Origin of the sequence: Alteriqipengyuania sp., from assembly GCF_964222115.1 — a bacterium.
In the GTDB taxonomy this organism is placed as follows: Bacteria; Pseudomonadota; Alphaproteobacteria; order Sphingomonadales; family Sphingomonadaceae; genus Alteriqipengyuania.
This window is the reverse complement of the sequence record NZ_CAXQBM010000056.1, coordinates 1-21,697: the sequence shown is the minus strand read 5'-3', so window position 1 is coordinate 21,697 and position 21,697 is coordinate 1. Positions and strand designations below refer to the sequence as shown.

Genomic DNA, 21,697 nt, shown 5'->3' with positions numbered 1-21,697 from the left:
TTGAGTTCGTCGAGGAATTTCTCGCCCATTGCGGAGTAGGCCAACGCGTCGACGTCGAACATGGCAAGTTCCGCACGCAGCACGGCATCGAGTTCGCCGGCATTCCGCTTCAGCGCGGCGCCTATAGCTGCCGTGCGATCTCCGCCGCCTGCGCCCGAGATCATCTCGCGCTCGTGGCCGAGGAGGTATTTCGCAACGTCCCAGCCGCGATTGATCTCGCCGACATAGCCGGGAATGTCCTCGCCATAGCTCTTGGGCACCTTCACATCGTCGAAGAAGGTTTCGCAGAAAGGGCTGTTGCCGCTGATCAGCTTGATCGGCTTGGTCGAAACACCGCCGCCCGCCATGTCGAACAGCATGAAGGTGATGCCTTGGTACTTGTTGTCCTTGTCCGTGCGGACGAGGCAGAAGATCCAGTCGGCCTCGTCGGCGTAGGAGGTCCAGATCTTCTGGCCGTTGACGATCCAGTGGTCGCCCTTGTCCTCGCCGAAAGTTTGCATGGAAACGAGATCGGACCCGCTGCCTGGCTCCGAATAGCCCTGGCACCAGCGGATTTCACCGCGCGCGATCTCGTTGAGGAAGCGCTTCTTCTGCCCCTCGGTGCCGAAGTGGAGCAGTGCCGGGCCGAGCATCCAGATGCCGAAAGAACTGAGCGGCGGGCGCGCGCCGATGCGTGCCATTTCCTCGCGCAGCACCTTCGCCTCTGCCGGCGAAAGCCCGGCTCCGCCATATTCCTTCGGCCATGCGGGGACGGTGTAGCCCTTGTCGCGGCACGCTTCGAACCAGGCCTTCTGCGCCTCGTTCTTGAATTCGGCATTGCGACCGCCCCAGTACACGTCGCCTTCGTCTTCAACCGGCGCACGCATTTCCGGCGGGCAGGTCGCCTCAAGCCACGCGCGTGTTTCGTCACGGAATTTGTCCAGATCGGCCATTTTCGCTCTCCTCAGGCTCCTCAGCAGGGCGTTCGATCGCCCCTGCCGTCGCACGGATGGCCTCCTCCGTAGGAGCAAGACTCGCCTTTCCGCAAGCGGAAGGTAGGCAGGCCGCAATGCCGTAGCGGCAGGCCGATTGCGCTTGCGCAAGGGCCTGCAGGCCCTAGTGTTTCGGCAATTGTAAACGCGGCCTGTTGCGCTGCGAGGAGAGAATTTCGGCTGATGGCTTTCACCACGGGTCCGCTATCGACACGCATGCGCCTGACCCAGGGGGTTGGTGCCGTGGCCTTCGGAGTGAAGGACAACGGCTTTTCCTTCTTCCTGCTAATTTTCTACAATCAGGTTCTGGGAATGGACGCGGGGCTGGTCGGCCTCGCCCTCGCGCTTGCGCTGGTCGTGGACGCCATATTCGATCCCCTGATCGGCTATTTTTCCGACCGGACCTATACGAAGTGGGGCCGTCGCCTGCCGTGGCTCTATATCGCCCCTTGGCCGCTGGCGATCATGTGGATTCTGCTGTGGTCGCCGCCGGGTGGCGAGGCGCCCAGCTTCTTCGGCCTGCTGGGCATTGCGGTGGGCGTGCGCCTGCTGCTGTCTGCTTGCGAAGTGCCGCAAGTCAGCCTGCTGCCCGAAATTACCGCCGATTACGACGAGCGGACCACCCTGTTCCGCTATCGCTACTTGATGGGCTGGGGCGGCGGCATCCTGATGATGGTGCTGGCGTATATGGTCTTCCTGAGCGGCCCGGACGGAATGCTCGAAGCGGACGGATATTTCGCCTTCGGCATTACGGGCGCCCTCATCATGGCATTCTCCGTGGTCGGTTCGGCGCTTGGCCTGCACAAGCTCGTCGCCCATCCTCCCGCCCAGCGCCCGCCGCCCTTCCGATGGCGAGATGCCTTCGCCGAAATCAGGGATGCGTTTAGCGAGAAGGCATTCCTGATTTTCGCCGCCGGGGCGCTCGCCGCCTATATCAGCCAGGGGACGACCTTTTCGATCTCGAACTACCTCAACGTATTCGTATGGCAGCTCGATCAGGTCACCTTCCCCGGCGCGCCGGAACTGCTGACGGGCCTGACCGCCTATCCGGTCGTGCTGTTCCTCAGCGCCTTGCTCATGTTCGTTGTCGTAAGCCCGCTGCACCGCCGGTTCGGCAAGCCTTATACGGCGGCGGGCGGCGCGTTGGCGGCCTTCGTGCTCGGCTTCATCCCCTATTTCCTGTTCCTGCTCGGCGCATGGCCGCAGGCAGGTACGCTCGCTTCGACCGGGCTGTTCTACCTGTTTCTGGTCTTCGCCAATGCGTCGGGCATCGTGTCGATGATCTCTGCATCCTCGATGGTCGCGGAAATCATCGAACTTTTCGAGGAACGGACCGGAGAACGCGCCGAAGGCAAATTCTACGCGGGCAACTGGCTGGTGCAGAAATGCGCGACCGGTGCAGGCATTTTTATCTCCGGCCAGATCATCGCGCTGGCCCAGATGCCTTCCGATGCGCGGCCGGGCGAGGTCGGAATGGACGTGCTGTCGCCCATGATCCTGCTCTATGCCGGTGTCTCGCTAATCCTGGCTCTTATTGCCGCGTTCTGGCTGGCCCGCTTTCCGATTACGCGCGAAAGCCACGAAGCGCGGCTGGCCGTGCTGAACGATGCGGCACGCACGGACCCGGAGGCCGAGTCATTGCGGCCCTGATGGCCCCCTCCTGAAGATTTGCAGGGTTGGCGCATGGGTGCGGCTCTGCCACGAACAGTTTCGATAACAGACCGAACCAGAAAGAAGAGAAAGAGACCCCACGATGGATTTCCAACCGACCGAACGGCAGAGCCACTGGCGCGATCGCGTGCGCGAATTCGTGGAAAAGGAAGTGCGGCCCGCCGTGCCGACCTACCGTCAACAGGATGCCGAGGGTGAGCGGTGGAAGGTCCTCCCCATTATTGAGGAGCTGAAGGAAAAGGCCAAGGCCAAGGGCCTGTGGAACATGTTCATGCCCCCGCGCAACGACAGCCACCACCATGTGGACGAGAGCTTCGAATTCGAAGGCCCCGGCCTCACCAACCTCGAATACGCAATGGTCGCAGAGGAACTGGGCCGGGTCGGCTTCGCCAGCGAGACGATGAACTGCTCCGCCCCCGACACGGGCAACATGGAGGTGCTCCACCGCTACGGCACGCGTGAGCAGAAGGACCAGTGGCTCGCCCCGCTGATGGCCGGCGAGATCCGCAGCGCCTTCCTGATGACCGAACCGCAGGTCGCCAGCTCGGACGCGACCAATATCGAAACCTCGATCATCCGCGAGGGTGACGAATACGTCATCAATGGCCGCAAGTGGTGGTCGAGCGGTGCGGGCGATCCGCGCTGCAAGGTGGCCATCGTGATGGGCAAGAGCGACACGTCGGCTCAGCGCCATGCTCAGCAGAGCATGATCCTGATGCCGCTCGATGCGGAAGGCGTGACGATCGAGCGTTACCTGCCCGTGTTCGGCTACGACGATGCGCCGCACGGCCATATGGAAATCAGCCTGAAGAACGTTCGCGTCCCCGCTTCGGCCATGCTGCTGGGCGAAGGGCGCGGGTTCGAGATTGCGCAGGGCCGCCTCGGGCCGGGCCGCATCCACCACTGCATGCGCACCATCGGCGTGGCGGAAGAAGCGCTGGAGAAGATGTGCAAGCGCCTCCAGAGCCGCGAAGCCTTCGGCAAGCCGGTTTACAAGCATTCGATCTGGGAGCAACGCGTTGCGCAGGCCCGCATCGATATCGAGATGACGCGCCTGCTGTGCCTCAAGGCTGCCGACATGATGGACAAGGTGGGCAACAAGGCCGCCAAGCAGGAGATCGCGATGATCAAGGTCGCCGCGCCCAACATGGCGCTGCGGATCATCGACGATGCGATCCAGGCGCATGGCGGTGGCGGCGTGTCCGACGATTACGGCCTCGCCAGCGCCTATGCGCACCAGCGCACCTTGCGTCTGGCGGACGGGCCGGACGAGGTTCACGCACGCTCCATCGCGCGCATGGAATTCGCCCGCCACGTGCCGAGCGAAGACGAGATGGTCGCCAGCCTGAAGGGATCGAACGCCATGTCCGCCAGTGCGGGCAGCGCCGGTTCGATGAGCAGCGGCGATATGGGCGCGACGCGCTGATGGCGATTGACTACGAGAAGGAGATGGTCGGCACGGTCGATGTACCCGAGGCCGACCGTCTGGACGAGGCCGCGCTGACCGCATGGTTCGATGCCAATGTGGAGGATTTCGAGGGGCCGATCACCCTCTCGAAATTCAAGGGCGGCCAGTCCAACCCGACATACAAGGTCGAAAGCGGCAACCGCAATTACGTGCTGCGGCGCCAGCCCTTCGGCAAGCTGCTGCCGAGCGCCCACGCGGTCGACCGCGAATATACGGTGATGAGCGCGCTCGGGCCGACCGGCTTCCCCGTGCCGCGCACCTTCGGCCTGTGCGAAGACGCCGACGTGATCGGGTCGAAGTTCTTCGTGATGGAGCTGATCCAGGGCCGCAATCTGTGGAACGGCGCCCTGCCCGATTCCTCACCCGACGCGCGCCGCGAAATTTACCACGCGATGATCGACACGCTGGCGGACCTGCACACGACCGATCCGGCGAAGATCGGGCTTGGCGAATATGGGAAGCCGCAGGATTATTGCGCGCGCCAGATCGCCCGGTGGACCAAGCAGTACAAGCTTTCCGAGACCGAAGAGATTGCGGAAATGGACGCGCTGATTGCGTGGCTGCCCGAAACCGTGCCGGACCAGCATGCGAGCGGCATCGTCCATGGCGACTACCGGCTCGACAACATGATCTTCCACGCCAGCGAGAACCGCGTGGCCGCGGTGCTCGACTGGGAGCTGTCGACGCTGGGCGATCCGATCGCCGACTTCAGCTATTTCGTGCTCAACTGGCATAACCCGGCAGACGGACGCGCGGGGCTCGGCGGACTCGACCTCGAAGCGCTCGGCATACCTTCAGCCGAGGAAGCGACCGAGCGCTATGTCGCGCGCACAGGCTACCCCGTGCCGGACATGGACTGGTACTTCGCGTTCAACCTGTTCAAGTTCGCCGGGATCATCCAGGGCATCAAGAAGCGCGTGATCGACGGCACGGCATCATCGGCGCACGCCAAGCAGATGAGCGAACGGGTACGCCCGCTGGTCGCTGCGGCATACGGCTTCGCCAAGCGCGCCGGGATGGACTGAAGCAAGCGCGAAAGTCCGTCACTTCGCTCAGCGCGCCTTTGCGTGACCGGATTGGGTAGCCGTCCCCGGGATTGCTCGAAGGACGGCCAATTCTACGCCTGATCGATTGGCGGGGCCGCTAGAAGCCCCGGCTCCACCGGAGCAGGACACCGCGATCGTCGGGCGCATTTGCGACATGGCCCGGCTCGCTGCGGTAGAACACGCTTGCGGCGAGCATGCTGTCCAGCGCACGGCCTCGCCAAGCAAGTTCGCCCATCATTTCATGCCCGTCAGGTGCCAAGGATACGCGCCGCAAAGCGAATTCCGCACTCTCCGTGCCATAGTCATAGCTCACCGGAAGGTCGAAATTCAGACCGCCCGAAGTCACCCGCAGCGGTGACGAGAGCCGGAAGCCCAGCCGGTCGGCATCCTGCAACACGCCGCGCTTGCCGACATCCATCGAATAGCCCACGCTACGGAAGCGGGAGCCTTCTGCGATCAGGCCGCCGGACAACGCGCGGGTCATCCCCATGCGCCCTTCCGCGCCCACCCGCCAGCCATCGCCCAGATCGAGCGCGGCGGTTCCATCGACGAAGACGCTCTGCGCGCCACGCCCGCCGAAGCTTTCGTGCAGGTACGCGCCCAGCACGGTACGCTCTTCATTCAGCATTTCACTGCCGAGCGTGAGCGAAAGCGCCCCAAAACGGCGGTCGGCCACGATACCGAAGCGGGTGAAGGCAAAGCTCTCTCGCTGATCGCCGATCATATCCCGCGCCGATCGCATGGCACCGGACATGACTTCCCCCCGGCTGGCCAGCATAGTCACGCCGAACGGCCCGACATCGCGCCGCAAGGCTGCGCTTTCGCCATTGCGATGCGTAAAGCCGAGCTCGCCCGCCGCAGAGCGCGTAAGCATGAAGGCAGGCCGCTCGCGCCCCTGTAGTTGCACTGCAAGCCCGTCAGCCGATTCCGCGAAGCCGATCCCGATCTGTGTATCGGGCGAAATCTTCAGCGCGACCCTCGCTGCCAGTACTTGCGCGGCATCGCTTTCCGCACGCGACAGCTGCAACGGGGTCAGCGGAGAATCGCCCGTCATCTGGCCGCGCTGGTCCAGCGTGAAAGCCACCGCCATATTCGGGCTGCCCAGCGATACGTTACGCAGGCCCGTCCGCGCGCTGTTGGTCAGAAGCAGTTCGTCGGTGGCCATACGCGTGCGAGAGGCCATTTCGTACGAATAAGCGCGATCATATTTGTCGAGTACGATCCCCTGAAGGGAAGCGCCGCTGAACGCATCGCCCATCGGGGCCGATGCGATCGCAACGTCGTCTGCCAGTGCAAGCGCGCCCTGAGTGCCCGGCATGCGCGTGGTACCTTGCGGCTGGAAAGCATCCGCCAGATCCATGATGCCGCGACCGTAAGTCGTGTCGGTGCCGACCATGCCGGCATCGCGTGCCGTGTCGAGCAGGATCTCCACAATCTCCTGCCCCGTCAGGTTGGGAAAGGCCTGTGCCAGCAGGGCGACCGCCCCGGCGACCTGCGGCGCGGCAAAGCTCGTGCCCGAAAAGAGGGTGACGAAGCTTTGGCCTCCCTGCTGGGTGACCTTGATCTGTCCGTCCTCATAGACGCAGCAGATCCCCTGACCGCGTGCCATCAGGTAGCTGTCGGCGGAATTCCCGGCCCGGTTGCTGAAGCTGGAAGCATCCCCGTTCTGATCGACCGAGCCAACAATGATCACCGCGCCATTGCCTTGCGACAGGGCCGAGATGGCGAAAGGATCGGGATTATCGGGATCGATACCCGGATCGGTGCTGTCGCCGTCGTTCCCTGCGGCTACCACCACGACAATACCTGCCTGTGTCGCTTGCTGGATCGCGTCGAGCACACGCTGGCTGGGCGCCCCGCCGCCAAGGCTGAGATTGATGACCGTGGCATTGGCGCGCAACGCCTCTTCAATTCCGCGCGCGATGGCGTTGTCGCTGAACTGGCATCCGTCGAGCGAGGTGGCGCCCGTGCACGTCCCGTTTTCATCGGCACGATAGACCAGCAGGCTGGCCCCGTAGGCGATCCCTACCGCACCTTCATTGTCGAGCGCACCGGCCGCGACCAGGGCAACATTGGTCCCGTGATCGTCCACCGCATCGATTCCGCGCTGGCTGGAAACATCGCGGGATTCAGGAAGGATGCGGCCGGCAAATTCGGGGCTGTCGATATCGATGCCGGTGTCGACGATGGCAATGGAAGCGCCCTGTCCGGTAATCCCCTGCGTCCATGCGGTAATCGCATTGTGGTATTCCGGCCCGTCGGACCGGTTCACTTCGGCCGTATTGAAGTTGGCCGCAGGGGTCGGCGTTGGCGTAGGAGCCGGTGTGGGCGTGGGCGTAGGGGTCGGCGCAGGCGCTGGCGAGGGTGCCGGTGCAGGCGTCGGTAGACGCGACACGTTGCCGCCGCCTCCGCCACATGCACTCAGCAAGGCGAGCGCGCCAAGTGCAACTCCAGCCTTCCAATTATAGAGCAAGCGACTGTGCATAATAGAAAACCCCTGTTCAATCCCGTATCCGTTAACAGAGGATCGACACTAGGCCTACAGGGTAAACGGGCACTGAACCTCGCGCACATGCCATATCGCCCAGTGGATCGGGAACGGTAAGCTACCCGTGCCGCTTGTGAAGGCCATGGAGCGCCGCTAGCTGCCCGGTACGAAGACTGGCAAACCGATCGGGCAAGGAGACGAATGGCATGAGCGACGAGCAGCGGACAATCATCGAGCAGGCGTGGGATAACCGCGATAGGCTCGACACCGGTGACGGCGATCTTCGCGATGCGGTCGAAAGCGCGATCACGAGCCTCGATAACGGGAGCGCGCGCGTTGCCGAACCGGATGGCAATGGTGGCTGGACGGTCCATCAGTGGCTGAAGAAAGCAGTCCTGCTGTCGTTCCGCCTGTCGGACAACAAAGTGATGGACGGCGCGGTTGGCACCCCCGCCTTCGACAAGGTGCCCAGCAAGTTTGCCGGATGGGGCGAGGCACGTTTCAAGGAAGCGGGCTTCCGCGTCGTGCCCGGCGCGATCGCGCGCCGTGGCAGCTTCATCGGCAAGAACTGCGTGCTGATGCCCAGCTTCACCAATATCGGCGCCTATGTCGGCGAAGGCACGATGCTCGACACTTGGGCCAGCGTCGGCAGCTGCGCCCAGATCGGTGCGAATTGCCATATCTCGGCAGGCACCGGCATCGGCGGTGTGCTGGAACCCCTGCAGGCCAACCCGACCATTATCGGCGACAATTGCTTCATCGGCGCGCGATCCGAAATCGTCGAAGGTGTGATCGTGGGCGAAGGCTGTGTCGTGGCGATGGGCGTGTTCATCACGCAATCGACCAAGATCGTAGTGCGCGATAGCGGAGAGGTCCTGCGCGGCCACCTGCCGCCTTATTCGGTGGTGGTCCCCGGCACCCTGCCGGGCAAGGATGGCGGCCCGTCGCTGGCCTGCGCGGTGATCGTCAAGACGGTCGATGCGCAAACCCGCGAGAAGACCGGGATCAACGAATTGCTGCGCGATTGAGCCAATTCACGCGGAACTGCGCGCGGGGCAGGCCGTTTTACCCGGAGCAACTGACGGCAGAGGCAGGATCATGACCAAGAACAATAACGAAATTCACATCGACGAAGAACAGGTTAGCGGCGGCAGCAAGGAAGGTGTCGTGCGCTGGATCCTGGGTATCGGACTGGTCCTCGCGATCGTCGCGCTGTCGGCAATCTGGATCTTTCCCGCTCTCATGCAGGGCGAAGCTGAAGAAGATATCTCCAGCCGATCGGGCGAGCCTGCCGCGACGATGGAAATGGAAGGCGACGATACCGATGGTATCGTGATGGACGAACCTGCCGAATAGGATTTACGGCAGGAGTACGACTTCCATGAGCAATTCCAACAGCTTCCAGAGCGATCAGTATGTCCAGTGGTCGTGGGGCAATGGCACCGCGAAGGGGCAGATCAAGGAGCGGTTCGAGCGCGAAGTGACCCGTACCCTCAAGGGCAGCGAGGTGACCAAGAACGGTAGCGAGGACAATCCGGCCTACCTCATCAGGCAGGAAGACGGAGACGAAGTGCTCAAGCTCGGCTCCGAGATAGAGGCAAGCAGCTAGACGAAAAGGGACGAGGCGATGCCAGCGAAATCCAAGGCCCAGCAGCGCGCTGCAGGAGCGGCGCTTTCCGCCAAACGCGGCGAGACCAAAGTCTCCGAACTTCAGGGCGCCTCGAAAGACATGTACGACAGCATGTCCGAAGATGAGCTGGAGGATTACGCCTCTACCGACCTCGATGGGCTGCCCGAGCACGTTGACGACTGAGGGCTACTCCTCGTCGTCACGGGCGGTGGAGAATTCGTAAGGCTGCACGTCCACCATCGCAGCACTCGCAGCCTCGACCCCGCGCATGACCCGCATCATGTTGCGAAAACTGATCTTCTCGAGCTCCGACTGGGTGTAGGCGCGTCGCGCCAGCTCGGTGAACAGCGCGGGATAGTCGGACACATCCTCCAGACCATCCGGCGTCACCGGAATTCCATCGAAGTCCCCGCCAATTCCGACCGCATCGATCCCGGCAATCGCGCGCACATGGTCGATATGGTCCGCCATGTCCGACAGATCGGCATTGGGGTAGGGATTGGCCTCGTCCCACGCGTTCATCCCCACCTCGATCGCTTCGGGCTGGCCTTGCCAGAGCGCTTCGAGCCGCGCCTTCTCGGCGTCGCGATTGGCATTCCAGACCCGCGATTCCTCGCTAAGGAAGCCCGGGACTGCAGTGACCATCACGATCCCGCCATTGTCGGGCAGACGGCGCAGCACGCTGTCGGGCACATTACGGGCATGGCTATTGATGGCGCGAGCGGAAGAATGGCTGAAGATCACCGGGGCGCTGGTCACGTCCAGCGCGTCCATCATCGTCTTTTCGGACACGTGGCTGAGATCGACCACCATCCCGATCCGGTTCATTTCGCGCACCAGCACCTTGCCGAAGGCGGTCAGGCCATCGTGCATCGGATCGTCGGTTGCGCTGTCGGCCCAGGGCGTGTTGCGACTGTGGGTAAGCGTCATGTAGCGCGCGCCAAGTTCGTAGGTCTGACGCAGCACTGCCAGACTGGAGCCGATCGAATGGCCCCCCTCCATACCCAGCAAGGAAGCCACCTTGCCCTGCGCAATGGCGGCATCGACATCGTCCGCGCTCAGGGCAAGCATCAAGTCATCGGGGTAACGCTCAATCACGCGCTTGGTCACATCGATCTGCTCGATCACGGCGCGCACCGATTCCGGTTCGCTCTGGTTCACCGGCACGTAGACCGACCACCATTGTGCGCCGACCTTGCCCAGCCTCAGCCTCTCGATATCCGTATGCATCGCACGGCGTTCGGGATGAAAGGCATCCGCTTCGCTGGTGTCCCTGAAATTGAACCGTTCGAGCAGGTTCCTGAAACGCACCTGCACCTGGTACGGCATGTCGTTGTGGCCATCCCAGACCGGCGCTGCATCCAGCGCGGCGGCAGCCACCTCTTCGGGCGACCTGTCTTGCGCGGCAAGCGACGCATGACCAAGGCCGACAGACACGATCGCAATTGCAACCCAGCGCTTCATGAAGTGACTCCCCACTATTACAGGCACTAGGAATAGCTGGAGAGCCGCAAAAGGAAAGGACAGCGCCATCACCGATCCACGCACATTGATCGACGCGCATGGGCTGCAACCGCACCCCGAAGGCGGGTGGTATCGCGAGACCTGGCGCGGGCCGGACCAAGAAGGCCGCGCCACGGCTACCATGATCCACTTCCTGCTCGAAGCCGAGCAGAGTTCTCACTGGCACCGGGTCGATGCCGACGAGCTCTGGCTGTGGCATGCGGGCGATCCGCTGGCGCTGAGGATTGCGGAAACTGAGGATGCCGCTGTCGAGACGCTGGTGCTGGGCGATACCGAGGGCAGCACGACCTTGTGGCAGGGCGTGGTCCCAGAGGGCCACTGGCAGGCGGCGCGGCCCCTGCCCGGTACTGCCGGATATGTTTTCGTCTCCTGCATCGTCGCACCCGGATTCGAATTCGACGGCTTCGAGCTGGCACCTCCCGACTGGGCTCCGCGCAGGGCATAGAATTGGCGCGCACACTGACCCGCTGGTTTCTCGCGCTCGCGTATCTCGCGGCCGGGATTCTTCACGTACTGATCCCGGCACCCTTTGTGGGGATCATGCCGCACCCCGTACCCTTCCCCGAATGGGTCGTCTTCTGGACCGGGATCGCCGAAATCCTCGGCGCCATCGGCCTAGCGCAGGGTCGGTCAGCTCGCCTCAGGCGCGCGGCGGGGATCGGCCTTGCGCTCTATGCGCTGTGCGTGTGGCCTGCGAATATCCAGCACATGATCAACGATCTGGGCGGAAACGGCGGGCTCGGTCTCGGCTACCACGTACCGCGTATGATCGCGCAGCCGGTGATCATCTGGGCCGCGTTATGGGCGGCACAAGTCACCGACTGGCCCTTCGCTCAGGCGTCTTCATCCGGATCGACGAAATCGTCTTCGTCCGAGCCGCTATAGCTGGCCGACAGAACGCTGGCGGCGATTACGTGGCCTTCCATTGCCGCGAAAAGCTCCGCCTTGCCGGCACCCGGCATCAGCGCGACAGGCAGATCGAGCGCGAAGAGCTGGAACACGAACCAGTGCGCGTCGCCATCCGCATCGACCTTCGGCAGCAGCCAGTCGGAATTGCCCTGGTCGTTCTTACCGGTGCGAGGCGGTACCTCGCCTTCCAGCAGCTTGCCGTGCTGGGCAGTCAGTCCCCACACCAGCCAGTGGCAGGTCGGCTCGGGCATGCTCGCATCCTCGACGATCAGGACCATCTCTTCCGCATTCTTGGGCGGCGCGGTCCATTCCATCGGCGGAGCCACGGCATCCTCTTCGTCCGCCGTAAAACACGGGTCGAGCTCTTCCCCCTGCCCGAACGCCGGGCTTGTCAGGGCGAAGCCGCTGCGACCGATCGTTTCGCGTGTGGCAAAACGTGCAACGGCGAGGCCTGAATTTGCAGGGCAGGAAGCAGGGAGTACGGCGGACAGCCAGTCGGACATGATGGATCGAATCTCCTTAACCTGTTGGCCCTGCTAGGCGTTTGCCTGCGGCGATGCAAAGGCATGGCAGAGACTATGCGTCTGGTCCGCAACACCCACCGGATTTCAATGAATTAGCGATGGACATTCGGTTCGTTAACTGAATATTGTCCGACTCAAGGATTCTCAAAGAGGGGTATTTCAATGTCAGTCGGTCGCATTTCACTCGGTCTTGCTCTCGCAGGTGCGCTTGCCGCTTGTGGTGGCGGTGGTGGAAGCGGAGGCAATACCGGCGGTGGCAATACGCCGACCCCGACCGGCGGCACCCCGACACCTTCCATTTGTTCGCTGGCGGACCGCCAGGCATGGGTACTCCAGCAGTTGGAGCGGGATTATCTCTTCCCCAACCTGCTCGATACCAGTGTCGATCCCGCTAATTACACGACCGTCCAGGCCTATATCGATGCGCTGGTAGCGCCCGCGCGCGCGCTGGGTCGCGATCGTTACTTCACCTATATTACCTCGATCCAGGAGGAACAGGACCTGATCAATTCGGGGTCGAGCGCCGGGTTCGGCTTCCGCCTGGCTTACGATTCGGTCAACAGCCGCGTCTTCATCCTCGAAGCCTTCGAGGCAGGCCCCGCCTTTGCGCAGGGGATCGATCGCGGGACCGAGATCATTGCGGTCGATGGCACATCGACTGCCGATCTGTTCGCTTCGGGCGGAGCAGCGGCGTTCAGTGAAGCGCTTGGCCCGACCGAGGCTGGCGTTACCCGCACGCTCATCATCCGCCAGCCCGATACGACGCAAAGCAGCGTCACCGTGACCAAGGCGGAATACGTGCTCGACCCGGTATCGGATCGTTACGGCGCTGTCGTCATCAACAATGGCGGCACCGATGTCGGCTATATCAACCTGCGGACCTTCATCGTTGCAGATGCAGGCCCGCAGCTGCGTACCGCGATCGACGGTTTCCGCCAGCAGGGCATCACGCAAGTGATCCTGGACTTCCGCTATAATGGCGGCGGGCTGGTCTCCGTGGCCGAACTGCTCGGCGATCTGCTCGGCGCGGACAAGGTGGGCCAGGAATACAGCCGAACCGAGTTCAATTCGATCCTTGGCCCGGCCAACAACTCTTCCAAGGATTTCGCCGCCCAGCCGGAAGCCATCGCCGCAACCAAGATCGCGGTAATCGGCACAGGCTCCACCGCCTCGGCCAGCGAACTCACCGCCAATGCCTTTATCCCGTACCTCGGCACCAACCTGGCGCTGGTGGGAAGCGATACTTACGGCAAGCCTGTCGGCCAGATCGCACGCGACCGGTCTGCTTGCGACGATCGCCTGCGCGTCATGGCGTTCCGCACGGTCAACGCAGATGGCGGCGGCGACTATTACAATGGCCTTGCGGACGTGATGCCGCGGACCTGTGCCGCAACCGATGATTTCCTCGATCAATTCGGCACGACCGGAGAGGCTTCGACCGCAGCGGCGCTGACCTTCCTTGGCGGCGGTGCCTGCACCGCGATCAGCGCGGCTGGAACGCAGCAGCCGCTGTCGCGCCAGCGCACCCAGCCGATGCGTCCGGGTGCCCCGACGGCTGCACAGTACCAGATCCCCGGGCTCTACTAAGACCGGGCAATCCTCTTCGAGACAACGGACCGCCAAGGCTCAGCTTTGGCGGTCTTTTTGTTTGCAGTTCCGGGAGGTCAGGCCTCGCCGTGGGGGACAGAGGCAAGCGATAGCGCGGTCTCGACTACACGCCGCGAACAGGCAGGCTTCGCAATCAGCTTGGCATTGAGCTCGGCAAGCGTGCCTCCCTGCCGATTGAGATCGCCCGAGTGCAGCAGGTAGGGGATCGCCCGCTTCTCCAGCTCGCGCGCGACGGGCATGCAGGTTTCCCCATCGCGCAATGTCACGTCGAGCACTGCGCAGGTTACGCCCCCTTGCGCCTCGATATGCTCCATCGCTTCGCGCACATTGGTCGCCGTCAAGGGATGGCAATCCTGGTCTTCTGCAGCGAATTCGAGATCCATCAGGATCAACGGTTCGTCGTCCAGCAGCAGAATTCGGCAGGCTCCGCTCACGCCCGGTCCCCCTCGATCGGAACCGTGAGGACGGCGTGCAGTCCTTCCGGTCTCCAGTTTCGCTCGATCGTGCCACGAGCCGCCTTGACCATGCGGTCCATAATCGTCGCCCCGGTACCCGTCTGTGCAGGTGGGCCATCGAGCCTGCGCCCGCCGCTCTCGGTCCACGTCAGCACAACATTGCCTCCCTGCCTTTGCCAGTCGAGCTTCACCTGCCCGTCCGCACCATCGGCCCATGCGCCATAGCGCGTGGCATTGGCCGCAAGCTCGTGCAGCACAAGCCCGATTAACGACATGGCCGAAAACGGCACTTGCGCGCCGTTGCCTAGAAACTCCACTCGTTCACCGACATCATAGGGTTCGAGAATGGCCTTCACCGCCGGCCCGAGATCGATCACGCCGACGGATGCTTCGTCCAGAGTGGTCTCGTACGCGCGGCCCAGCGCATGGATACGGCTGTTGATCTCGGCCGCCTCGCTTTCGATCCCGCGCACCCGCCCCATCACGTTGACGATGCCCGAGATGACGGAGAACATGTTCTTCATCCGGTGCGACAATTCGCGCGCCATCTCGCGCGCATGCCGCTCTTCGGCGCGGGCTGCGCGCACATCGGACACATCCCACTGGCTGCCGAAAAAGTAGAGCAGATCGCCCTTCGTATCGTATATCGGCCCAAGGTGCAGCGCATTCCAGAAAGGTGTGCCGTCCTTGCGGTAATTGAGCAGTTCAATCACCAGCACGTCTTCATTGGCAATCGCCTCGCGCACACGAGCCACCGCATTGCGATCGGTCCTGGGGCCCTGAAGGAAGCGGCAATTGCGGCCGAGGATCTCGTCCTCGTCATACCCGGTCAGCCGCCGGAAGGCGCGATTGGCAAATACGATCGGCTGGTCGGGCTGGTTCGGATCGCTCAGGCACACCGCCATGCGCGTCTGCGCCATCGCTTGTTCGAACAGGACGCCAGAGGTATCGGAAAAGCGATCCTCCTGCCCCACATCCTTCATGTCACGCCGCGGGCGTGCCTGCGGATCGTTCAGGGATGCCTGGCTGTTACCCTCGGGTCGGTCGGCCATCGAAATCCAGTGTAAGTGAGCCCCACCCGCAGCGCGGGATTAACATTGAAGGGTTGAACGACCATGTTTGCCAGACGTTCCAAGGCATGCGAACTGTCCGTTCGATATTGGAACAGCCGGGCACGCGATTGCCCCTGCTCACGACGCGGAAGGATGATCAATGGCCGAACGCACCTACACCAGCTTCGCGGACTTCTGGCCCTTCTACCTGCGCGAGCACAGCCGCCCCGCCACCCGCCGGCTGCATTACATCGGCACCGGCCTGGTCATCGCGCTTGCCATCGCGGCGCTGCTGACCCGCAACTGGTGGCTGCTGATCGCGCTACCGGTGGCGGGCTACTTCTTTGCCTGGGTCGCGCACTTCACGGTCGAGAAGAACCGCCCGGCAACCTTCACCTACCCGCTGTGGAGCCTGGCCGCAGACTTCCGCATGTTCTTCCTCTGGATCGGCGGCCGCCTGAAGCCCGAACTTGAGCGGGCAGGCGTCACCGACACCCAGACCTAGGGTGTTAGAGGCCCGTCGAAGGGCTGCGCATCGGTCCATGCACAGCCGTTCCGCGTCTCTTCACCGATCTTCAGCGTGACGGTGAAGGGATAGGTCCGGTCGCTCATCCCGTCGGAGCAGTCGCCCGGCGTCACCGTCATGTCGAACGAGGCGCTATCAAGACTGCCCGAGAAGCCGAGCCCGCCCTGCCCCGTGAACCGTTTGACCGGGAAGGTCTCTCCCTCCGGGTTTTCCGGCGTATCGTAAGTCAGCCTGTCGTATTTCACCGTCCCGCCCCAGAAGGGTTCGGTGCCGAGGAAACGGATCGTCTCGCCTTCCGCGATTCCTGTAAAGCCATCGGGCGAGGTTCCGGGCGCGCCCGAGGTGTTCTCCGTCTGGCAGGCGGCGAGCAGCAGGGGCGTGGCGAGCAGAAGCAGGCGCATGGGATGTCCTTTCCGGCGGTGCGATGGGCTTGGCATGAGCGGCTCATTCACTATCGTGTCGCCCGGAATTGCGAAAGCGCGGTGTGACGCAATGGTCATTGCCGGCCTTTCCGGGAACGCGGGGGGGCGCTCGCGCTTTGTTCGGGCAAAGGCAGTTTGTCGAGGGAGTTCAGTATCATGCGCGTCCTGCCCTGGTTTATCGGAGCAGTCGTGGTCGTCGCCATCGGAGGCGCCGTGGCCGGGGCCGCGATCAGCACGACCCCGCGCCAGATCCACGATTCGCCCACCCCACTCTCTGGCGCGAGCACCGGTATTGGCGGGCAAGGCACCGATCGCCAGGCGCTCAACGCCAACCACTATCCGCTCGAAATGCAAGGCGAGACCTACGAGGTTGGCGAGCTGCGCGAACGCGGGCTCTACAGCCAGGATCGCTATGCGCCGCGATACTACGTGGGCGAGCTGGACGAGGGTAACCCCGAGTTCGACTTTGCCGCCGCCGATTCCGCGCATCGCCAGTGGCAGGCGGACCAGCGCCGCATAGCGAGCAACCGCCGCGACACCTATCGCCCGGCACGCCCGGCGCCGACACGCCCGCTCGACCTGGAACGCCCCGCCAAGGTGAGCGAGACGAAGGTGACCTTCGTTTCGAACCCGGTGGTGCAGGACACCAGCGGGATGGCGCGTCGCTGACCTGAAGCGCGCGCTGCTGCGCGGATCGCGGGCATTCGCCGACCCGAAGTCCGGTCCCGGCATATGTCCGCGATGCGCTTCCCTGACACACCTGACACAGTGTTATAGCGCCAAAAACCTGCCTTGGAACGCGCGCGCAAATCCGGGGCATATATGCGGGTCGCGGCGGCAGGCATTGCCCAGCCCGTACCACGCACGGCGCCGGGTAGGAAAGCGCGTCAGGCAGGCTCGCTGTTTTCGGCCGCCCCTACCTTCTCGCGCACGATCTTCGCGCGTTCCTCGGCCACGCCGCGCGCATGTTCGGCAAGCCCGCGCCAGGTTTTCTCCGCCCGCAATTCACGCTCTCGCACCTTGTCCAGCTTGGCGGCCTTGGCGGCTGCGGCGGCTTCCTCGGCACGGGCGCAGTAGAATTCGTAGGATTGGGCCATGGAGATCGCTTCCGTGTGGGATGTAAAACCGGAAGGGGCGCCGCACCCGATCGATGCGACGCCCCTCACAAAACCTAGTCGGCGGCGGAAAGGTTGACCGCGCTTTCCTTGCCGTTGCGGCCCTGCTCGACTTCGTAGTTGAGCCGCTGTTCCTTATCGAGCGTGGTCATGCCCGCTGCCTGCACGGCGGTGATGTGGACGAAGCTGTCGGGCGAGCCGTCGTCGGGCTGGATGAAGCCGTAGCCCTTGTCGGTGTTGAAGAATTTCACGGTGCCGGTCTTCGCCATTGATGGTCCCTTCCATGGAACGAGAGTGCGGCCACGCAGGCGACGTGCCGTGCGGGGCCCTGGTACAGCCGGAGCGCGGAGTACGGCTCCAGAGGCGTCAAATCGTCCGATGAAAGGAAAACGTCGTCTGGTTTACGCCGGGGCCCCAATGAATTGGTTGCGCGTTTGGGCGCGTGGCAAGCGGCGAGGCAAATTCCGAAGTCCGTCGCAAATTTCGACGTCAGCGGGCGGAGTGTAGCACGGGAGGGGCCGAACGCCTAACGCTTGGTGGATGAGCGAGCCCGTTACCATTCTCGTCGATGCCGATGCCTGCCCCGTGAAGGAGGAAATCTACCGCGTGGCGGCGCGCTACGGCGCGCATGTCCGCGTGGTCAGCAACAGCCCCTTCCGCGTACCTGTGAGCGAGCGGGTGAAGCGCGTGGTGGTGGGCGATGGCTTCGATGCGGCGGACGACTGGATCGCGGAGAACGCAGGCGAGCGGAGCGTGGTGGTGACGGCCGATATCCTGCTGGCCGAGCGCTGCCTTGAAGCGGGCGCGACCGTGCTGCGTCACGACGGGCGAGAGTTCGACGCCGCCAGCATTGGCAACGCCATTGCGACGCGGGCGATCATGGAGGACCTGCGCGCCGGGATGGAGGGTGTGGGAGGAGGCCCTCCGCCGTTCAGCAAGGCGGACCGGTCGAACTTCCTGCAGGCGCTGGATCGGGTGCTGGTGGGATTGGAGCGGGGTTGAGGAACCCGACGAATTTTTCCTATTCGCACAGCCACAGACGGCTATGCTGAAGCGATGGCCAAAAGCAAGAACCGCGTTGTCATCGCCGAAGATCTGACCGCACAACAATGTCGTGCACGGGTTTGCGACATCGAGCGTGCCATCGAGCGCCTGCAGGTCGAACTGGCACCGATCCGCGAGTTTATCGCCCAGACGGAAAGAAAGCTCGGCGCTCTTTCATCGGAGCGTGATCAACTCAACCTGCGGCTTGAAACTTTGAAAGGCCGACCGGTCGTGTCGGACCACGCATTGGTTCGGTATCTCGAACGCAAATATGGTTTCGATAGCGAAGCCGTCCGCAAGGAAATGCTCACTCCGGAGGTGGAAGCTGCACTGCGCGCCGGTGCGGCAGGCTGCAAGTCGCATGGCGGTACGTTCAAATTCCGCGATATGACAGTGACCACCTACATTCACCCGAAAACGAAGTGATTCTGATATCGTCGGCAGCGCGATCGCCACCCGCGCGATCATGGAAGACCTGCGCGCCGGGATTGACGGCATGGGAGGCGGCCCGCCGCCGTTCAGCAAGGCGGATAGGTCGAACTTCCTGCAGGCGCTGGACCGGGTGCTGGTGGGGATGGGGGTAGCGGACGAGTAAAGATGTTCGGGAAACACCTCATCACGGACCTGCTGATGAGTTAAATATTGCGACTTGCCAAATCGCACTGAATACTAGGACAATGAAGAGCCAACTCCGCGGCCTCGTGGCCGAAGCGTTATATCCGACGAGCGCATACCTACTGCCAGCAGTGTGCGAGCGCTATGGCATGGATGCGGGCGACAGCAATGAAGCGATGTCCAGCAAACGAAGTTACGTCATGCGTCGGCTTGAAAAGCTATCGGACGGAAAAGTACTCGAAATTGCAAAGAATGTTGCCAGCGATTTCCCAGACGACCAACTTCAGGCGTCTATCGAAGCGCTAAGCGACGGCGGCGTTGTCACGGACATTTCACGTCATCGCGTTGCACGAGCTGTGAACGGGATCGAACTTTGCAACAGTCACGATCTATTGGAGACACTACGAAAGCACTTCCCAGAGATTGATCGCATTGAATCAGTCTATGATCCTTTCGAGAGTCTAGCGGATGATATCGTTCGCCACGCAATTCGAAATGACGATTGGACGAACGAAGATATTCTTGAGCAAGTTGGATTTTTCTCGTGCTCTCAATCAAAGTTATTTCGCTTCCTCGAAGATTTGCTCCACCCAATAAATCGTGAGCCGGAGGACCAATTATCACTGGCCGAAATGTTGAATAGCATACTCATCCACGATGGCTTCGCGCTTAAGCCCTCTAAGCGAGTTTCTGGCAGCGCGATCTACCAGATTGTTGAGGTAGGACTGTCAAATGAACGCCCGTCAGATCAGAGAATATCAGACATTCTTATGTCGTTTGATGAGATCGGTGTGCATGACGCTTGGCAGAAGGCTCTTGAGCGTCGTCGTAACGATCCTGCAGGAGCGATTACCTCCGCAAAGACTCTGCTGGAAACGGTCTGCAAGCACATAATCGACGAAACTGGAGGCAGTTACGGAAACGACGACCTACCGAAGCTGTATGCAACTGCCGCCGCTGCATTAAACTTGGCGCCAAGCCAGCACAGTGAGGCCGTATTCAAGGCGATTCTGGGGAATTGCCAGTCTGTAGTGGGCAACCTTGCTGGCATTCGAAATAAGCTAGGGGATTCGCACGGCCAAGGAAAGCGTCACATACGGCCAAAGCCACGACATGCAGAGTTGGCTGTGAACTTGGCGGGGACGATGGCGATGTTTCTTGTCGCCTCATTGCAAGAGCAAGCTAATGCCACAATCGGGTAGGAAAGGTTCGTTGTAAAACCTTCTACTTATCCCTTAGTCTAGAAACTCATCGAAAATCCAAAATGTAAGCGCCCCACCGAAAATTACTGGCCAAACCCAAGAAATGTCCTGCGTGGCGACGACAATCAACATTGCCGAGAAAATAATCGCAATCGATAAAATTGCAAAACCACGAATGATTTGTGGATACTTTATCATGTCAGGCCTCATCGTCTTCGTCCTCTTTTCTACGCCTCGAATACGCAGCTCCGCCAAGGAGTGGTATCGTCAGACCTAGAAGTTCGATGGGATCTGTTTCATTATGGAAAAGAAGCAACTCAATGGCACCAGCATTCTCCATGCGCCACGGATCATCGGGGACGGCCGCGTCGCCAATGGCACCAACACTAAGAATTGCGGCCAAACCCATCATCGCCCTTCGCGCTGCGAGCTGCAGGCGGCGGCCAGTGCTCCTACTCTCGAGCTTTGATCGACGAGCCTTCTGCTCTTCTATCTTGGTCAGCCGTTCTTCTTGTTCGAGGGTTCGCTTGGTCGTTTCGAGAAAAAGTTTGTGAATGGATTCCGTAGCATCAACAGTCGCATCATCGTGATCGACATCCGGTGGGTCAAGATTGATTTTCCTGCTCATGTTGGCTCTTTAAATCAGCATTCTCGTTCGATGTATAGCCGCTCCCCCTTCTCGCGGTACACCTCGCTCATTTCCTCCATGCCCTTCTCCGCTTCCTCGGCCTCTTCGGCTGACGTCTCGGCACGCAAGTTCTCGCTCGCCAGATAGCTGTCCGAGTTCTGCTTCGCGGCGAAGTTGCGCACTTCCTGCGTGATCTTCATAGAGCAGAACTTGGGCCCGCACATTGAACAGAAGTGCGCCGTCTTCGCGCCTTCGGCGGGGAGCGTCTGGTCGTGGTATTGCTCGGCCGTATCGGGATCGAGCGACAGGTTGAACTGGTCGCGCCAGCGGAATTCGAAGCGGGCCTTGCTCAAGGCATCGTCGCGGACCTTGGCGGCCGGGTGCCCCTTGGCGAGGTCGGCGGCGTGGGCGGCGAGCTTGTAGGTGACCACGCCCACCTTCACGTCGTCGCGGTCGGGCAGGCCGAGGTGTTCCTTGGGCGTGACGTAGCAGAGCATCGCGGTGCCGTACCAGCCGATCTGCGCCGCGCCGATGCCGCTGGTGATGTGGTCGTAACCCGGCGCGATATCGGTGACGAGCGGCCCGAGCGTGTAGAAGGGGGCTTCGCCGCACGCCTCCAGCTGCTTGTCCATGTTCTCCTTGATCTTGTGCATCGGCACGTGGCCGGGGCCCTCGATCATCACCTGCACGTCCTGCTCCCAGGCGCGCTTGGTGAGCTCGCCCAGCGTGTAGAGCTCGGCGAACTGGGCTTCGTCATTGGCGTCGGCGATGGAGCCGGGGCGCAGGCCGTCGCCCAGCG

26 protein-coding genes and 1 pseudogene are annotated in these 21,697 nt (G+C 62.3%); 16 read left to right on the top strand and 11 right to left on the bottom strand.

The features are described 5' to 3' along the window. Window positions 1-932 (bottom strand): acyl-CoA dehydrogenase family protein (locus ACEQXE_RS08580; protein WP_370178473.1); only part of this gene is annotated, 932 nt, incomplete at its 3' end. A gap of 222 nt (window positions 933-1,154) precedes the next feature. Between ACEQXE_RS08580 and ACEQXE_RS08575 the strand changes: the two genes are divergently transcribed. The 3 genes from ACEQXE_RS08575 (at window position 1,155) to ACEQXE_RS08565 (ending at window position 5,135) form a co-directional block, all read left to right on the top strand. Then, window positions 1,155-2,621 (top strand): MFS transporter, encoded by a 1,467-nt coding sequence (locus tag ACEQXE_RS08575; RefSeq protein WP_370178472.1) that lies wholly within the window; start codon window positions 1,155-1,157, stop codon window positions 2,619-2,621. Window positions 2,622-2,724: 103 nt separating this feature from the next. Continuing rightward, a complete protein-coding gene (locus tag ACEQXE_RS08570) occupies window positions 2,725-4,068 on the top strand; it encodes an acyl-CoA dehydrogenase family protein (protein ID WP_370178471.1) in 1,344 nt (447 codons plus the stop codon). Further along, complete coding sequence (locus ACEQXE_RS08565; RefSeq protein WP_370178470.1) at window positions 4,068-5,135, top strand: phosphotransferase family protein; 1,068 nt, start codon at window positions 4,068-4,070, stop codon at window positions 5,133-5,135. Before ACEQXE_RS08570 ends, ACEQXE_RS08565 begins: the two co-directional genes overlap by 1 nt. A gap of 118 nt (window positions 5,136-5,253) precedes the next feature. On the opposite strand, the gene ACEQXE_RS08560 is transcribed toward ACEQXE_RS08565, so the two are convergent. Continuing rightward, window positions 5,254-7,551 carry a S8 family peptidase gene (locus ACEQXE_RS08560; RefSeq protein ID WP_370178469.1) on the bottom strand — a complete coding sequence of 766 codons (2,298 nt, stop codon included), beginning with the start codon at window positions 7,549-7,551 and terminating at the stop codon, window positions 5,254-5,256. Between the two features lie 299 nt (window positions 7,552-7,850). Between ACEQXE_RS08560 and dapD the strand changes: the two genes are divergently transcribed. From dapD to ACEQXE_RS08540, 4 genes are all read left to right on the top strand, one after another. Continuing rightward, window positions 7,851-8,672, top strand: coding sequence for a 2,3,4,5-tetrahydropyridine-2,6-dicarboxylate N-succinyltransferase (dapD, locus tag ACEQXE_RS08555; protein ID WP_370178468.1), 822 nt, complete (start codon window positions 7,851-7,853; stop codon window positions 8,670-8,672). Between the two features lie 70 nt (window positions 8,673-8,742). Beyond that, on the top strand, window positions 8,743-9,000 hold the full coding sequence (locus ACEQXE_RS08550; RefSeq protein ID WP_370178467.1) for a hypothetical protein: 258 nt from the start codon (window positions 8,743-8,745) through the stop codon (window positions 8,998-9,000). A gap of 25 nt (window positions 9,001-9,025) precedes the next feature. Next, entirely contained in the window at window positions 9,026-9,253 is a 228-nt protein-coding gene (locus ACEQXE_RS08545; protein ID WP_370178466.1) for a DUF2945 domain-containing protein, read from the top strand. Between the two features lie 18 nt (window positions 9,254-9,271). Continuing rightward, complete coding sequence (locus ACEQXE_RS08540) at window positions 9,272-9,457, top strand: DUF3008 family protein (protein WP_370178465.1); 186 nt, start codon at window positions 9,272-9,274, stop codon at window positions 9,455-9,457. Window positions 9,458-9,460: 3 nt separating this feature from the next. On the opposite strand, the gene ACEQXE_RS08535 is transcribed toward ACEQXE_RS08540, so the two are convergent. Beyond that, window positions 9,461-10,738, bottom strand: a complete 1,278-nt coding sequence (locus ACEQXE_RS08535) for a dipeptidase (RefSeq protein WP_370178464.1) — start codon at window positions 10,736-10,738, stop codon at window positions 9,461-9,463. Window positions 10,739-10,805: 67 nt separating this feature from the next. Between ACEQXE_RS08535 and ACEQXE_RS08530 the strand changes: the two genes are divergently transcribed. Next, complete coding sequence (locus tag ACEQXE_RS08530) at window positions 10,806-11,243, top strand: cupin domain-containing protein (protein WP_370178474.1); 438 nt, start codon at window positions 10,806-10,808, stop codon at window positions 11,241-11,243. Between the two features lie 2 nt (window positions 11,244-11,245). After that, entirely contained in the window at window positions 11,246-11,683 is a 438-nt protein-coding gene (locus ACEQXE_RS08525; protein WP_370178463.1) for a DoxX family protein, read from the top strand. Here the strand turns inward: ACEQXE_RS08525 and ACEQXE_RS08520 are convergent. After that, window positions 11,632-12,210 (bottom strand): YbhB/YbcL family Raf kinase inhibitor-like protein, encoded by a 579-nt coding sequence (locus ACEQXE_RS08520; protein ID WP_370178462.1) that lies wholly within the window; start codon window positions 12,208-12,210, stop codon window positions 11,632-11,634. The genes ACEQXE_RS08525 and ACEQXE_RS08520 overlap by 52 nt on opposite strands. Window positions 12,211-12,393: 183 nt before the next feature. Between ACEQXE_RS08520 and ACEQXE_RS08515 the strand changes: the two genes are divergently transcribed. Continuing rightward, a complete protein-coding gene (locus ACEQXE_RS08515; RefSeq protein ID WP_370178461.1) occupies window positions 12,394-13,818 on the top strand; it encodes a S41 family peptidase in 1,425 nt (474 codons plus the stop codon). Between the two features lie 77 nt (window positions 13,819-13,895). On the opposite strand, the gene ACEQXE_RS08510 is transcribed toward ACEQXE_RS08515, so the two are convergent. Further along, window positions 13,896-14,273 carry a response regulator gene (locus tag ACEQXE_RS08510; RefSeq protein ID WP_370178460.1) on the bottom strand — a complete coding sequence of 126 codons (378 nt, stop codon included), beginning with the start codon at window positions 14,271-14,273 and terminating at the stop codon, window positions 13,896-13,898. Beyond that, window positions 14,270-15,346, bottom strand: a complete 1,077-nt coding sequence (locus ACEQXE_RS08505) for a PAS domain-containing protein (RefSeq protein ID WP_370178459.1) — start codon at window positions 15,344-15,346, stop codon at window positions 14,270-14,272. Before ACEQXE_RS08505 ends, ACEQXE_RS08510 begins: the two co-directional genes overlap by 4 nt. Window positions 15,347-15,506: 160 nt before the next feature. On the opposite strand from ACEQXE_RS08505, the gene ACEQXE_RS08500 reads away from it, so the two are divergent. Beyond that, a complete protein-coding gene (locus ACEQXE_RS08500; RefSeq protein ID WP_370178458.1) occupies window positions 15,507-15,851 on the top strand; it encodes an Mpo1-like protein in 345 nt (114 codons plus the stop codon). On the opposite strand, the gene ACEQXE_RS08495 is transcribed toward ACEQXE_RS08500, so the two are convergent. Next, window positions 15,848-16,273, bottom strand: a complete 426-nt coding sequence (locus tag ACEQXE_RS08495) for a COG3650 family protein (protein WP_370178457.1) — start codon at window positions 16,271-16,273, stop codon at window positions 15,848-15,850. The genes ACEQXE_RS08500 and ACEQXE_RS08495 overlap by 4 nt on opposite strands. 177 nt (window positions 16,274-16,450) lie before the next feature. Between ACEQXE_RS08495 and ACEQXE_RS08490 the strand changes: the two genes are divergently transcribed. After that, the gene (locus tag ACEQXE_RS08490) at window positions 16,451-16,963 is read left to right on the top strand and encodes a hypothetical protein (RefSeq protein ID WP_370178456.1); all 513 of its coding nucleotides are present in this window, start codon (window positions 16,451-16,453) and stop codon (window positions 16,961-16,963) included. 218 nt (window positions 16,964-17,181) lie between these two features. Here ACEQXE_RS08490 and ACEQXE_RS08485 read toward each other — a convergent pair whose 3' ends face one another. Both ACEQXE_RS08485 and ACEQXE_RS08480 read right to left on the bottom strand, forming a co-directional pair. Next, window positions 17,182-17,391 carry a hypothetical protein gene (locus ACEQXE_RS08485; RefSeq protein WP_370178455.1) on the bottom strand — a complete coding sequence of 70 codons (210 nt, stop codon included), beginning with the start codon at window positions 17,389-17,391 and terminating at the stop codon, window positions 17,182-17,184. Between the two features lie 74 nt (window positions 17,392-17,465). Further along, a complete protein-coding gene (locus ACEQXE_RS08480; RefSeq protein ID WP_370178454.1) occupies window positions 17,466-17,678 on the bottom strand; it encodes a cold-shock protein in 213 nt (70 codons plus the stop codon). Window positions 17,679-17,949: 271 nt separating this feature from the next. On the opposite strand from ACEQXE_RS08480, the gene ACEQXE_RS08475 reads away from it, so the two are divergent. The 4 genes and pseudogenes from ACEQXE_RS08475 to ACEQXE_RS08460 all read left to right on the top strand — a co-directional run bounded on the left by ACEQXE_RS08475 (window position 17,950) and on the right by ACEQXE_RS08460 (window position 20,270). Continuing rightward, window positions 17,950-18,411, top strand: a complete 462-nt coding sequence (locus tag ACEQXE_RS08475) for a YaiI/YqxD family protein (protein WP_370178453.1) — start codon at window positions 17,950-17,952, stop codon at window positions 18,409-18,411. A gap of 54 nt (window positions 18,412-18,465) precedes the next feature. Further along, window positions 18,466-18,879, top strand: coding sequence for a hypothetical protein (locus tag ACEQXE_RS08470; RefSeq protein WP_370178452.1), 414 nt, complete (start codon window positions 18,466-18,468; stop codon window positions 18,877-18,879). Between the two features lie 7 nt (window positions 18,880-18,886). Then, window positions 18,887-19,048: pseudogene (locus ACEQXE_RS08465) on the top strand (DUF188 domain-containing protein); the annotation flags it as partial. A gap of 82 nt (window positions 19,049-19,130) precedes the next feature. Then, window positions 19,131-20,270 (top strand): abortive infection family protein, encoded by a 1,140-nt coding sequence (locus tag ACEQXE_RS08460; RefSeq protein WP_370178451.1) that lies wholly within the window; start codon window positions 19,131-19,133, stop codon window positions 20,268-20,270. A 199-nt stretch (window positions 20,271-20,469) separates the two neighbouring features. Here the strand turns inward: ACEQXE_RS08460 and ACEQXE_RS08455 are convergent, their stop codons facing one another. After that, the gene (locus ACEQXE_RS08455) at window positions 20,470-20,898 is read right to left on the bottom strand and encodes a hypothetical protein (RefSeq protein WP_370178450.1); all 429 of its coding nucleotides are present in this window, start codon (window positions 20,896-20,898) and stop codon (window positions 20,470-20,472) included. A gap of 14 nt (window positions 20,899-20,912) precedes the next feature. Next, the coding region (locus ACEQXE_RS08450; protein ID WP_370178449.1) for a phosphomethylpyrimidine synthase ThiC at window positions 20,913-21,697 on the bottom strand (785 nt) is incomplete at its 5' end.